Here is a 13,758-nt window from a genome sequence, read left to right on the forward strand (position 1 = left end):
GTTACATAGGATAAAAAATGCGCTTAAACCTGACAACAGTACATCATCACCACCATTCACCGGAATAACCTGTCAGGTCTTTCGCTGAGAGGTTATTCCTAAAAGGAACCTCTGGCGATTCAAATAACATTGATTCATTTTCGCCCTGAGGTTCCCCTCGGGGTTTTTAGTTTTTAAATTAAAGGAAAATGAATAATGAACAACAGTAATCGTCTACGTATCGCCATCCAAAAAGGTGGCCGCCTATCTAAAGATTGTCAAGATCTGCTAAAACAGTTAGGTGTTAAACTTAACCTTCGTGAACAACGCTTAATTGCACATTCAACTAATATGCCAATTGACGTACTACGTGTGCGCGATGACGATATTCCGGGTTTAGTAATGGACGGTGTATGTGACTTAGGCATAGTTGGCGAAAACGTACTAGTAGAAGTTCAAGCAGAACGTGAACGACAAGGTGTTCCAAGTGAAGTAACCAAACTTTCAAAACTAGACTTTGGTTACTGTCGTCTTGCACTTGCATGGCCACAAGAGCTTGGCGCTCGCGATAAGAGCTGGTTTGAAGGCAAACGTATTGCGACTACCTACCCAGAAATTTTAACTCAGTGGTTAAAGCGCGAAGGCATTACCGCAAGTACAGTAATGCTTACGGGTTCTGTTGAAGTAGCACCGCGTGCGGGTTTATCTGATGCAATTTGTGATTTAGTATCTACTGGCGCAACACTTGAAGCTAACGGCTTAATTCAAGGCGAAACAATTTTAGAATCAAACGCGTGTTTAATTCAAAATAAAGATCTTCAAGATGCAGACAAACTAGCACTAATCAATAAGCTTATGCCGCGCCTACGTGGTGTTAGACAAGCTAAAGAAAGCAAATACATCATGCTACACGCACCAAAAAACAAACTTGATGAAATTTGTGAAATTTTACCAGGTTCTGGTCAACCTACTCTACTTGCCCTTGCTGGTAACGATGAATACGTAGCACTTCACATGGTAAGCAGCGAAACATTATTTTGGGAAACAATGGAGCAGTTAAAAGCCCTAGGCGCTAACTCTATTTTAGTTATGCCAATTGAAAAAATGATGGAGTAAGTGCCATGCTTCGTTGGAATGAGGAATCTTCACAAGTACAAGCAGCGGCGCTAATGCGCCCTGCAGTTTCTGCCAGTGCCAAGGTTGAAGCTATATGTAAAACTATTTTAGCTAACGTAAAAGAGCAAGGCGATGAAGCCTTACTTAGCATGGCTAAAGAGTTTGATGATAGATCTAACCCTCGCTTATGTGTTCCGCTAGATGAAATTAACGCATCAGAGCAAGCACTGAGTGCAGAGCTTAAATACGCAATTGATACCGCTTATGCAAACGTTAAACGTTTTCACGAAGCGCAATTGCCAAAAGATATTAAATTATCGACCCAACCAGGCGTTGTATGTGAACTGAAATATCAAGCCATCGAAGCAGTCGGTATTTATGTACCCGGTGGCAGTGCTCCACTGCCATCGTCGGTTATTATGCAGGGTGTATTAGCGCAGTTAAGCGGCGCAAAAACCGTTGTACTTGCTACACCAGTACAAGGTGATAAAGCCATTAACCCTGCTATTTTATATGCAGCTAAGTTATGCGGTATTACTACTTTAATAGAAAGTGGTGGCGCAGGCGCAATTGCAGCAATGGCTTATGGCACCGAATCGGTTCCTAAAGTGAACAAAATATTTGGCCCAGGTAATAGCTTTGTAACAATGGCTAAACAGCTTGTTGCGCAAACTATTCCGGGTATGGCAATTGATATGCCAGCAGGTCCGTCTGAAGTACTTGTTATTGCAGATGAACGTGCGAACCCAGAATTTATAGCCGCCGATTTACTCTCACAAGCAGAGCACGGTGCAGACTCGCAAGTTATTTTATTATGTAACAGCGAGAATATTATAGAACAAACACAGCAGGCGCTTACACGGCAACTAGCTAACTTAAGCCGAAAAGACACGGCCGAAAAAGCGCTCGCTAATTCATCGCTTATTTTAGTTGATTCAATTGAGCAAGCATTTGACGTATCGGCGCAGTACGGACCAGAGCACTTAATTTTACAGTTAGCTGATGCAACACCATACCTAGATAAAGTTAAAAATGCAGGCTCAGTATTTGTAGGCGACTACACGCCAGAATCTGCAGGCGATTACGCATCGGGTACTAACCACGTATTACCAACGTATGGCTACAGTGCAACATATTCTAGCTTAAACTTGCTTGATTTTTTCCGCACGTATACCGTACAAACAATAAGTAAAAGTGGATTAACTGAGCTTTCAAAAGCTATTTTACCACTTGCAGATGCAGAAGGCCTTGATGCCCACGCTAATGCGGTTTCAATTCGTTTAGAGGCAATTAAAAATGAGCAATGAGAGCGCACAAGCGTCTAGCTTATTACCTAAAAATATTGCAGCCCTTGCTGCTTACAGCTCTGCAAAAAGTGAAAAGCTAACCGGTACTACGTGGCTAAATGCTAACGAAAGCCCGTATGCTAAAAATCTTGAACTGAGTATTGAAGATTTAAATCGCTACCCTGATCCACAGCCGCAGCTGGTTATTGACCGCTACGCCGCTTATACAGAGCTTGCAAGCGAAAATGTATTAATGACGCGCGGCGCAGATGAAGGCATTGAGCTTTTAGTGCGCACTTACTGTGAGCCAGCTAAAGATAGTATTACGCTATTTTTACCCACCTACGGTATGTACAAAGTAACCGCCGATACACACAACGTTGGTATTAATGCGCTTACGCAAGAATTGTTATTAAGTGGCAGTGCTGACGAAATCGTCGCAGCTGTTGGTAGCTCAAAACTGGTATTTATTTGTAACCCAAATAACCCAACGGGCAGCTTAACGCCTCTTGATAAAGTAAAAGCAATTGCAACAGCGCTTACGGGTAAAGCACTGGTAATTGTTGATGAAGCCTATATAGAATTTTGCCCAGAGCAAAGCGCCATTAAACTTATTAATGAGTTTAGTAATGTAGTGGTTTTGCGTACGCTTTCTAAAGCCTTTGCACTAGCGGGCCTCAGAACAGGCTTTACCCTTGCACAAGCAGCAACTCTTGCGCCAATTCGTAAAGTCATTGCGCCGTATCCGGTATCTGGCGTAGTAGCAAGCATTGCAGCGCAAGCAATTGCACCTGATGCAATTACATCAATGCGTCGCCAAGTGACTATTTTAAATAGCTTAAAAGCTAAATTAGTGGATTGGCTCAACGCCTCCCCTGCTGCATTAAAAATTCTCACTGGTGAAGGTAACTTTGTTACTTTAAAATTAGCCGATAAAAACTACTTTAAAATTGCACTTGAGCAAGGTTTAGTTATGCGCGCTTTTACGCTATACGGTGAAGACGACTGGCTACGAATTTCAATTGGCAGTGAACAAGAACTTGAACAAGTAAAAATTTGGTTAGATGGCCTACAAACGCCAGCTACCGCAGCATCTTTAGCAGGAAACGAAGTATCATGAGTAACCCCTATTTATTTATCGACCGCGACGGCACTATCATTGAAGAGCCAATTACTGACAAACAGGTAGATAGCCTTGAAAAGCTAGCATTTTTACCTGGCGTTATCCCTGCGTTATTACAATTACAAGCTGCAGGTTACCGTTTAGTTATGGTATCTAACCAAGATGGTTTGGGCACAGATAGCTTTCCTACTGCTGACTTTGACATAGCACAAGACAAAATGATGGACATAATGCAAAGCCAAGGTATTAACTTTGAGACCGTATTAATTTGCCCTCACTTTAACGAGCAAAACTGCGATTGCCGTAAACCTAAAACAGGCTTACTTACCGAGCTTATGCGCTCAGGCAAAGTAGACTTAGCGCGCTCTTTTGTTATTGGCGACCGTGAAACTGATATTGGCCTTGCTCAAAACTTATGTTGTGAAGGTATTTTATACGACGGCGATTGGAGTGCGATAGTAACTAAATTGACCACTGCAAACCGCGAAGGTCGTGTTACACGCAATACCAAAGAAACCCAAATTGATGTGGCAATAAACCTAGATCAAACTAAAAATGGCAGCATAGACACCGGCCTTGGCTTTTTTGATCACATGCTTGATCAAATTCGCACGCACGCAAACATTGGTTTAAACATTAAAGCCAAAGGCGATTTACACATAGACGAGCACCACCTTGTTGAAGACATTGGTATTGCCTTAGGTGTAGCACTTAAACAAGCCCTCGGTACTAAATCGCAAATTGCACGCTATGGTTTTGCGCTTCCTATGGACGAGTGTAAAGCTGAAGCACAAATTGATTTATCGGGCCGTGCATCATTTGTATTAAACGCTAACTTTAGCCGCGAAAAAGCAGGCGACTTAGACGTGCAAATGGTTGAGCACTTTTTCAAAAGCTTAAGTGATAACGGCGCCATTAGCCTTATTTTATCGGTAAGCGACGGTAACTGTCATCACCAAGTAGAAGGCTTATTTAAAGCATTTTCACGTGCTCTTCGTATGGCAGTAGCACAAGACACGACCCAACAAACAGCCAGCTCTAAGGGATGTTTATGATTGCCATAATTAATACCGGTTGTGCCAATATAAATTCAGTACGCTTTGCGTTTGAACGCTTAGGCCAAACGCCAACAGTAATTACTTCACCAGAGCAATTAGCGGGTTTTGAGCGCGCTATATTACCAGGTGTAGGTCACGCATCAGTTGCTATGAAACGCCTAGTCGATAACGGCTGGCAACAAGCTATAAATGAATACCAGCGCCCGCTTATGGGGATTTGTTTAGGCATGCAGTTACTGTGCGAAAGCACCGAAGAAGGTAACGTACAGTGCCTAGGTAAAATACCAGGGCAAGTAAAAGCGCTTGATGTAGGCAATTTAACGTCGCCGCATATGGGTTGGAATAACTTAAGCGTTAACAAAGAGCATGCGTTAACTAAAGGGCTAACGCTCGATGAGCAAGTGTATTTTGTTCACAGCTTTGCGCACACCGTAAACGACGCCACACTCGTGAGCGGCGAATATGGTCAAACCTTTTCAGCCATTGTTGCAAAAGACAATTACGCGGGCATGCAATTTCACCCAGAGCGCAGCGCAAAAGTTGGCGCACGTTTATTACAAAATTTTGTTGATTGGCAGTTATAAGCTGCCTATTAACTAACAAAAAAGAGATTATTTGTGATTATTCCAGCATTAGACGTATTACAAAATCAAATTGTGCGCTTGTACCAAGGTAAATACGACACAGCACAATTTTACCCTTTCGAACTTGGCGCGCGTTTAAAAGAATATGCAGACAGCGGCGCAGGTAAACTACACCTTGTTGATTTAGAAGGTGCACGCGATCCAAATAAAAAGCAGTGGAAACATATTCAAGCTGCAACCAAAGCACTTAACGTACCGTACCAAGTGGGCGGCGGTATTCGCTCAGAGCAAGATGTAAGTGATTGGCTAAAAGCCGGTGCAAACCAAGTTGTTATTGGTTCAATGGCAGTAGAAAAACGCGAACAAGTAAAAGCCTGGATTGAACAATTTGGCGCAGAGCACTTTGTAATTGCCCTTGATGTAAATAAAACAGCAACGGGCTGGGCACCTGCTACACACGGTTGGTTAAGTGAATCTGAATTTGGTTTACTTGAGCTGGTAGATTTTTATGTAGGCTTAGGTGTTATCGACTTTTTATGTACGGACATCAGTAAAGATGGCACCATGACGGGTCCATCGTTTGAATTATATGAAGATTTAACTCGCCACAACAGCACAATTAAAGTGCAAGCCTCAGGGGGCGTAAGCTCACTAGATGACATTAAAAAGCTTAAAGAGCTCGGTGTGGGCGGCGTTATTTTAGGTAAATCATTGCTTGATGGCGCATTTAGCGTTGAGGAGGCACTGGCATGTTATCAAAACGCATAATCCCATGTTTAGACGTTAAAGACGGCCAAGTAGTTAAAGGCGTTAAGTTTAAAGGCCATGAAGTTGTTGGCGACATTTTAACAATGGCTAAAGCCTACAGTGAAGCCGGTGCAGATGAACTGGTTTTTTACGAGATCAGTGCAAGCGTTGAAAAACGCCTTCTTGATGTAAATTGGGTAGAGAACATTGCACGTAATATTGATATTCCATTTTGTGTAGCCGGCGGTATTAAATCGGTTGCTGATGCAGCGCGTGTTTTAGAGCACGGCGCAGACAAAATAAGTATTAACAGCCCTGCTATTGCACGCCCTGAACTTATTAAAGAATTACACGATGAGTTTGGTAAGCAATGTGTAGTAGTCGGCATAGACAGCTTTTTTGATGAAACTACTGGCGAGTATTTAGTTTATCAGCTTACTGGCGATCCTAATGCATCAAGCCGTACGCGTTATAAAACCGAGGAATGGGTTAAACGCGTACAAGACTTGGGTGCAGGCGAAATTGTATTAAACTGCATGAACCAAGATGGCGTTCGTAACGGTTACGACAACGAGCAACTCAGTAAAATTCGCGAGCTATGTAACATTCCTTTAATCGCCTCAGGCGGTGCGGGCTCTATGCAAGATTTTGTTGATGTATTTAAACAAAGTAAAGTAGATGGTGCATTAGCCGCCAGCGTTTTTCATAAAAATGTGATTAACATTGGCGAACTTAAACAATTTTTAACAGATAACCAAGTGGCAGCAAGATTATGCAAGTAACACAACAAAACCAAGCTCAAGTCGATTTCGCTAAAAGTGAAATGATCCCTGCTATTATTCAAGATGCCCGCTCTGGTGTTATTTTAATGCAAGGCTTTATGAACAGCGAAGCACTAAATGTAACGCTTGAGAGCAATAAAGTGACGTTTTACTCGCGTTCAAAATCACGATTATGGACTAAAGGCGAGTCATCAGAAAACTACTTAAACGTAGTATCTGTTCATACAGATTGTGACTACGATTCAATTTTAGTACTTGCCAACCCAGAAGGCCCAACGTGCCACTTAGGCACACAAAGCTGTTTTGGTGATGATGCAAAACCAAGTTTAAGCTTTTTAGCACAATTAGAAGATGTGATTGTAGCGCGTAAAAACGACGACCCTGAAAAAAGCTACACAGCCTCATTATTTGCAAAAGACTTAAGCCGTAGTTGTCAAAAAGTAGGTGAAGAAGGCGTAGAAGTTGCCCTTGCCGCTATGAAACACGATAATGATGAGCTAACAAACGAATCTGCTGATTTAATTTATCACCTTACTGTATTGCTACAACGCCAAGGCTTAGCCCTTGAAGATGTAGTTAAATGCTTGCAAGGTCGCCATAAATAGCATTAGTTGTGATTAACTAGGAGGCTCATATTTATATGGGCCTTTTCGCTTTTAGTTGAGTAAATTATGTATGGTATAGTGCGAGGCTCAATTAATCGGTTACTGTGAACTATGAAAAACTATATAACTCCTTCCTTCGTCGCATTTATTTTAGTTATCGCGTTTATTTTAGCGGGCTGTACCAGCAAAACTAATCAGACTACAAATACAGCAACCACTACTACAACGAATCAATCTGTAAAATCCACAGTAATACCCGATGAATGTAGCACCATAAATAACCTTATAAGCAGTTATGAGTCTGGTTTTAATTCAATCAAAACAGATAAAGTAACTAACCAGTTTACTAATCAATGGCGTACTAATACTCATATTATTGGAGCAACCTGTACGGTTACTTTAAATAAGTCAGAGCAAGCAAGCTACCAATGCCAAACGCCTGTTAAAACACAAACGCAAACCGTAAAGTCTCATCAAAAACTGGCTAAGCAATTACGCCAATGTTTAACCAAAACAGGTTGGTTTGAAAGCCAAAAAGAAACAGCAAGTTCAATTTACAGCACCTTTGTACTTGATACTAAAACCCCAGTGATTACACTTGCTACCAATCAAGAAGGTAATGGGTTCACTACTCGCTTTGAAATTGCACCACCGTTAGGACTTTAATTATGCGCCAATTAAATCAAAACAAAAAACCATCTAAATTTAAAACTGACTGTTTAGGAATATGCGAAAGGCGTAGCGGTTATTGCACTGGTTGCGGGCGTACCAACGAAGAAATTTTTGATTGGATAATATTATCTGAAGATGAAAAAAAAGCGATTTTAGAAACACCACGAGCAGATGCTAACTCATAACAAATAAAGCCCCTAAAGGTTAAAAGTAACAGTTAACTAATTAACTAAAAACTTTTTACTTGTTGTGGCTATTCATTTTAGTTGCGCTAATACAACTTTCGACTACTTGCTCAAATGAGTTATTAATATCTATATTTATAACATTGGGCTCATCTTCTTTTGGTACTTCTAGCGCTTCAAATTGGCTTTTGAGTAAATCAAAAGGCATAAAATGCCCTTTTCTGTCCTGCATACGGCTTTTAACCAGTTCAAAATCACCATAAAGATGTAAAAAGGTAATACCTATATTTCCGTCACATATTTGTTCTCGGTATTTCTTTTTTAATGCAGAGCAGACTATTACCGCGACTTCATTTTTCTTTTCAATGCTAAATGCAGCATCACGTATTCTTTCGAGCCAAGGCACACGATCAGCATCATTTAAAGGCTGCCCAGATGACATTTTTAATATATTAGCCTTGGGATGTAAATCGTCTCCGTCGATAAATTTAGCGCCAATGCGCTTTGCTAATGCATCACCCACACTTGACTTTCCTGTGCTTGAAACCCCCATTACAATATAAACACGACCTACATTTGTGTTACTCATGTATTTACCCTCGCCTTAATTTAATAATTAATTATTTTCAATGTATATATTATACTGAGTTACGGGTAACATGTTACCCGTAACAAATGCGAAAGTGAAGTTAAACACACACTAAACATCATAATTCACACTGAATATAAGTAGGGAAAAATGTCAGATCTATCATTAATACTAACAGCGGCAGGCTCCATATTTTTATTGCTTTTCTTAGTAATGAAAGTACGACTACATGCTGTCGTCTCTTTGATCCTTGTTTCTATGATTGCAGGATTATTCTCAGGAATGAGCCCTGAAATAATTGCCGCTACAATTCAAAAAGGAATGGCCGGAACACTAGGCTTTGTAGCGGTGGTGGTCGCTTTAGGCGCCATGTTTGGCAAAGTAATGGAAGAAACCGGCGCGCTGGATCGTATTGCCCACACACTTTTACACCGTTTTGGTGAAAAGAACGCTAATTGGGCGCTTACCTTTACGGGCTTTATTTGTGCCCTCCCCCTCTTTTTTGATGTGGCCGTTGTACTTTTAATCGGTATTGTTTTTGCAGTGGTAAGAAAAGGCGGTGGCAGCGTTGTTAAAATTGGTATAGGGCTACTTGCTGGGATAGCGTCTTGTCAGGCGTTTCTTATTCCTGCGCCAGGGCCGATTTTGGTTGCCTCTCAATTAGGCGCTGACTATGGTTATATGATTTTATTTGGCCTTATTGCTGCCATACCGGCAATGATTATAGGAGGTCCAATTTGGGGCTCTATTATTTCTAAATCTATTCATGTAGAACTCCCACAGCACGAACAAATCGACGATAACCAAAGAGTTGGTAAAGGGACGCCTAGTTTTGGATTAGCATTAGGTTTGATTGCTTTACCATTAATTATGATTAGTTTAAATACTATTGGTAGTCGCTTTGTTGAAAAAGACTCTGATTTATATAATTGGTTAGCCTTTATAGGTCATCCATTTACTGCAATTTTAGTTGCCTGCCTAATGGCATTTTATTTGCTCGGCGCAAGGCGCGGTGTCCCTAATGCTAGAATCATGGAAATTTGTGGTAGTGCCTTACAACCTGCGGGAATTATTATTCTTGTCACTGGTGCCGGTGGGGTATTTAAACAAGTATTAGTTGATTCAGGAGTAGGTACGGCACTGGGTAATTACTTAGCTGGCTCAGGCTTACCGATTGTAATACTCGCTTTTGTATTATCAGCCGCTGTGCGGGTCATTCAAGGATCTGCGACAGTAGCTATGCTTACAGCGTGTGGCTTAATTATTCCAATGCTTCAGCCTTTAGGCCTTGATGGAGCGCAGCTTGCAGCTGTTACCATCGCTATTGGTGGGGGCTCTATTGTGCTCTCTCATGTAAACGACTCAGGATTTTGGTTAGCGAGTCGCTATCTCGGTTTGAGCGAAATGCAAACTCTTAAAACGTGGACGGTAATGGAAACCATTATTGGTACTGTTGGCGCACTTGTCGCTATGATTATTTCTCTGTTTTTGTAAAATTATAGTCTGTAGAGTTATCAACGCACACATAAAAATCACCTGAGCCTTTTGTTATTTAGGCTCAGGTAATTAGGCTCATATAATTAGAGTATTTAAACACTTTCACCTAGATGAACTATATAACCAGTATCAATTACTTGCTTATAATTCATGCTAGTATCCAAATCGGAATTAATCCGGCTCAACAGCTCTCTTCCCGCAACATTACCTATCTGATAACGAGGGGTGATAACACTTGCTAATTGAGGCACCATTGCTTGGCCAATATCATGACCATGAAAACCCACAACCCCCATTTGGCTAGGCACTAAAATATTGTTTCGCTGGCACTCAAAAATAGCCCCAATTGCTAAATCATCATTAGTACAAAACAAACAGTCAGTATTTGGGTAGTCAGTACGCGCTTTTTGTAAAAGTTCAGCGCCTAAACTGTAAGATGAAGCTTGATCAGTCATCACACTTTTAGGCATAAAGCCTTTAGCTAACATAGCATCTGAATAACCTTGAAATTTTAGGCGTGTTCGTACATCGAGCCTTGCACCTATATAAACAATATTGCGATAGCCTTTATTTAAAAGCGCTGTCGTCATATCAAAAGCGGCTTTAACGTTATCAAAACCAACCGCTTGCTGCATAGGAGAGTGATGAGTATCCATTATTTCAATCACAGGTACGCCTGACATCTCAATCATTTTTAGCGTTCTGTCTGTGTGTGTGGTTTCTGATAAAATTAAACCATCAACGTGGTACGACAATAAATACTCAACCCGTTTTTCTTCAATTTCAGGGTTGTAACCATAATGGGCCAACATTGTTTGGTATCCTGCAGGCCCTGTTACATCTTCAATGCCTTTTATAACTTGAGCAAATACGTGGTTCGTTAACGATGGAACGAGTACACCAATAGAGTAGCTTTTAGCATTAGAGAGTAAATCAGGGGCTTTATTTGCAATGTAGCCTAGCGTATCAATAGCTGCACTAATTTTAGTGCGAGTAGACTCTGATACTTTTTCGGGATTACGTAAATAACGACTCACCGTCATTTTGGTTACACCAACCGCATCGGCAATATCTTGAAGAGAAGAACGTTTGTTTTTTTTCATCACACACAATTAAATAAAATGTTACTTGTAACATACCAACTATTGTGAAAAATCACTACTTTTAGCTCTTTTTATTTGGGTTAAAGTAATAAATATTTAGCCTACCGCCTGTATTTAAACTGTTGCTAAATGAATGGCTAAAAAGGTTTAGAAAACCTAAACCTTTTTAGCAAACGATACTGTATTTACAGTAAAGCTGAACAAGCATTTCTAATTAATGTAATTTTAAGCTTTATCGAGCGCTTGGCTTACATCTGCCATTATATCTACAATGTTTTCAATACCGACTGACAAACGAATTAAATCGCGGCTTACGCCTGCATTTGCTAATTCTTCATCGTTTAATTGGCGGTGTGTGGTTGACGCAGGATGACACGCAAGTGACTTAGCATCGCCAATATTAACTAAGCGTAAAATCATGTTTAGTGCATCAATAAAACGAGTGCCAGCCTCTAGCCCACCAGCAATACCAAAGCTTAAAATACCGGATGCTTTACCACTGGTAATTTTTTGACTCATTTCGTTATACGGACTTGATTTTAACCCTGCGTAATTAACCCAAAGCACTTTTGGATGATTTTCTAAATACTCAGCCAACTGCTGTGCATTTTCGCAGTGGCGATCCATTCTTAAGCCTAAGGTTTCAAGGCCGATTAAAATGTCAGATGCGTTTTTAGGGGCAAGCGCTGCGCCAGTATTTCTAAGTGGCACTACTCTGCAGCGACCAATAAATGCAGCTTCAGCAAAAGCTTCGGTATACACCACATTGTGATACGACGGATCGGGCTCGTTCATCATTGCAAAACGCGTGGCGTTGGCTTTCCAATCAAACTTACCAGAGTCGACAATCATGCCGCCAATGGCAGTGCCGTGCCCGTTTATATACTTTGTAAGTGAGTGAACCACTATATCGGCGCCCAGCTCAAATGGGCGGCATAAATACGGCGTAGCCACGGTATTATCAACAATAAGCGGCACACCTTTACTGTGTGCAATACGTGCTAAGCGTTCAATATCAACAATATTACCTGCCGGATTACCAATAGATTCACAAAAAACGGCGCGGGTGTTGTCGTCAATGGCATTCTCGAACGCGGTAAAGTCATCAGCTTTAATCATGCGTGCTTCAATACCTTGCCTAGGTAGTGTATGAGCAAATAAGTTATACGTGCCACCATACACTTGGCTGGTGCTTACAATATTAGTACCGACTTCACACAAACATTGAATAGCATACGTAATAGCAGCCATCCCAGAGGCAACAGCCAGCCCACCAATGCCCCCTTCCATCGCGGCAATACGTTGTTCAAGTACGGCATTGGTTGGGTTCATTATGCGGGTGTAGATATTTCCAGGTACTTTTAAATCGAATAAATCAGCGCCATGCTGCGTGTTATCAAATGTGTACGATGATGTATTGTAAATAGGCACGGCTGCTGATTTAGTTGTAGCTTCAGATTCGTAACCGTGGTGCAGTGCTAATGACTCTAATTTCATAATTATTTCCTTCAATTAATTTACCACTAACCTAGCACTTCTTGGTTATAAAATGCACATGAAATATATTAAAGAGTGTTGAGGTGGTTTGATTTAAGTTAAGGGTGGCTGGAAGCAGGCGTTGATAAAGCACGCGGCAGCGTGCAAAATGCAAGATGTGAATCCATTTATTCGCATTGAGTAAAGAATCTTAGCTCAATAAAAAAATGTATAAAGTAACTTAGTGGCTTATAGCCAAAGTTATTTTGACAAGAGACTAATTCATCATGACGCACTTGGTAGTAAAAATGACAAAAAACTGGCAAATCACCCTTTCTTACATGCTGGTATTGATTACCGGTTTTTTGCTTGGTAACAGCATTTGGTCAGCGACAAATATACTTGCAAACTTAAAGCTCCTATGTGAAGTATTATTTCCCTTAGCTACATTAATCATCGCCTGTATAGGATTACAAAGTTGGAAAAAGGCAGAGCGCTTTAAAATAAAATACAAATTAGCAATCGAAGTTCTCGAAAAAGTCAAAGAACAAAACAATCAATGTATCAAAGCAACAGTAGAACTAAACATTCTGCTTGATAAAAAAGAAAGATTTGTAAAAGGTGGCACGTTGAAAAGATCAGAATTTCTGACCGATGGGGTGACATCTCAATTTAGATCGCTGGATGACCAGCATAGACTACTTGCAGAAGCTTATCGTAATTATTTTGATGAGCTTTATATCTTAGATGAAGAGTTACTCAAAAAAGTAAACCTATTTCTAATATTTAATCAGCCTCTGTCAAACTTACATATTGAGGTAAACTTTAAAACTCAACCTACACAACAGTTGGATGTATGGATTGCAAGACTAAGAACTCAATGTGATCATAGAACATCTATCTACAAGCATCTGTTAGAAATTGCGGCATCATGACTTATAACATTGGTGAAAGAC

Annotated in this window: 15 protein-coding genes; 12 read left to right on the top strand and 3 right to left on the bottom strand. The window is 40.7% G+C overall.

The window, feature by feature from the left end; genetic code table 11:
* The first annotated feature begins 195 nt into the window (after nt 1-195).
* From hisG to I6F53_RS03210, 10 genes are all read left to right on the top strand, one after another.
* On the top strand, nt 196-1,095 hold the full coding sequence (gene hisG, locus I6F53_RS03165) for an ATP phosphoribosyltransferase (RefSeq protein WP_197238450.1): 900 nt from the start codon (nt 196-198) through the stop codon (nt 1,093-1,095).
* A gap of 5 nt (nt 1,096-1,100) precedes the next feature.
* Complete coding sequence (hisD, locus tag I6F53_RS03170) at nt 1,101-2,402, top strand: histidinol dehydrogenase (protein ID WP_197238451.1); 1,302 nt, start codon at nt 1,101-1,103, stop codon at nt 2,400-2,402.
* Nucleotides 2,392-3,501, top strand: coding sequence for a histidinol-phosphate transaminase (gene hisC, locus I6F53_RS03175; protein ID WP_197238452.1), 1,110 nt, complete (start codon nt 2,392-2,394; stop codon nt 3,499-3,501). Before hisD ends, hisC begins: the two co-directional genes overlap by 11 nt.
* Entirely contained in the window at nt 3,498-4,559 is a 1,062-nt protein-coding gene (gene hisB, locus I6F53_RS03180; protein WP_197238453.1) for a bifunctional histidinol-phosphatase/imidazoleglycerol-phosphate dehydratase HisB, read from the top strand. Before hisC ends, hisB begins: the two co-directional genes overlap by 4 nt.
* A complete protein-coding gene (gene hisH, locus I6F53_RS03185) occupies nt 4,556-5,146 on the top strand; it encodes an imidazole glycerol phosphate synthase subunit HisH (protein ID WP_002960265.1) in 591 nt (196 codons plus the stop codon). Before hisB ends, hisH begins: the two co-directional genes overlap by 4 nt.
* A gap of 33 nt (nt 5,147-5,179) precedes the next feature.
* Nucleotides 5,180-5,914 (top strand): 1-(5-phosphoribosyl)-5-[(5-phosphoribosylamino)methylideneamino] imidazole-4-carboxamide isomerase, encoded by a 735-nt coding sequence (locus tag I6F53_RS03190; RefSeq protein WP_197111929.1) that lies wholly within the window; start codon nt 5,180-5,182, stop codon nt 5,912-5,914.
* Nucleotides 5,896-6,675, top strand: a complete 780-nt coding sequence (hisF, locus tag I6F53_RS03195) for an imidazole glycerol phosphate synthase subunit HisF (RefSeq protein WP_165727991.1) — start codon at nt 5,896-5,898, stop codon at nt 6,673-6,675. The genes I6F53_RS03190 and hisF overlap by 19 nt, the downstream gene beginning before the upstream one ends.
* Entirely contained in the window at nt 6,666-7,280 is a 615-nt protein-coding gene (gene hisIE, locus I6F53_RS03200; RefSeq protein WP_165727992.1) for a bifunctional phosphoribosyl-AMP cyclohydrolase/phosphoribosyl-ATP diphosphatase HisIE, read from the top strand. The genes hisF and hisIE overlap by 10 nt, the downstream gene beginning before the upstream one ends.
* A gap of 111 nt (nt 7,281-7,391) precedes the next feature.
* A complete protein-coding gene (locus I6F53_RS03205; protein ID WP_166420529.1) occupies nt 7,392-7,946 on the top strand; it encodes a hypothetical protein in 555 nt (184 codons plus the stop codon).
* A gap of 2 nt (nt 7,947-7,948) precedes the next feature.
* A complete protein-coding gene (locus tag I6F53_RS03210) occupies nt 7,949-8,137 on the top strand; it encodes a DUF1289 domain-containing protein (protein ID WP_002960277.1) in 189 nt (62 codons plus the stop codon).
* A gap of 55 nt (nt 8,138-8,192) precedes the next feature.
* Here the strand turns inward: I6F53_RS03210 and I6F53_RS03215 are convergent, their stop codons facing one another.
* Nucleotides 8,193-8,726: a gluconokinase gene (locus I6F53_RS03215; protein WP_197238454.1), complete on the bottom strand. Its 534-nt coding sequence runs from the start codon at nt 8,724-8,726 to the stop codon at nt 8,193-8,195.
* A 150-nt stretch (nt 8,727-8,876) separates the two neighbouring features.
* On the opposite strand from I6F53_RS03215, the gene gntU reads away from it, so the two are divergent.
* Complete coding sequence (gene gntU / locus I6F53_RS03220; protein ID WP_010552956.1) at nt 8,877-10,220, top strand: gluconate transporter; 1,344 nt, start codon at nt 8,877-8,879, stop codon at nt 10,218-10,220.
* A 95-nt stretch (nt 10,221-10,315) separates the two neighbouring features.
* Here gntU and gntR read toward each other — a convergent pair whose 3' ends face one another.
* Entirely contained in the window at nt 10,316-11,326 is a 1,011-nt protein-coding gene (gntR, locus tag I6F53_RS03225; protein ID WP_197238455.1) for a gluconate operon transcriptional repressor GntR, read from the bottom strand.
* A 225-nt stretch (nt 11,327-11,551) separates the two neighbouring features.
* Nucleotides 11,552-12,823: an O-acetylhomoserine aminocarboxypropyltransferase/cysteine synthase family protein gene (locus tag I6F53_RS03230; RefSeq protein ID WP_197238457.1), complete on the bottom strand. Its 1,272-nt coding sequence runs from the start codon at nt 12,821-12,823 to the stop codon at nt 11,552-11,554.
* 287 nt (nt 12,824-13,110) lie between these two features.
* Here I6F53_RS03230 and I6F53_RS03235 point away from each other — a divergent pair, with 287 nt between their 5' ends.
* Nucleotides 13,111-13,737 (top strand): hypothetical protein, encoded by a 627-nt coding sequence (locus tag I6F53_RS03235; protein WP_197238458.1) that lies wholly within the window; start codon nt 13,111-13,113, stop codon nt 13,735-13,737.
* Nucleotides 13,738-13,758 lie beyond the last annotated feature (21 nt).

It is taken from the genome of Pseudoalteromonas sp. SWN29, from assembly GCF_015864465.1.
GTDB lineage: Bacteria > Pseudomonadota > Gammaproteobacteria > Enterobacterales > Alteromonadaceae > Pseudoalteromonas.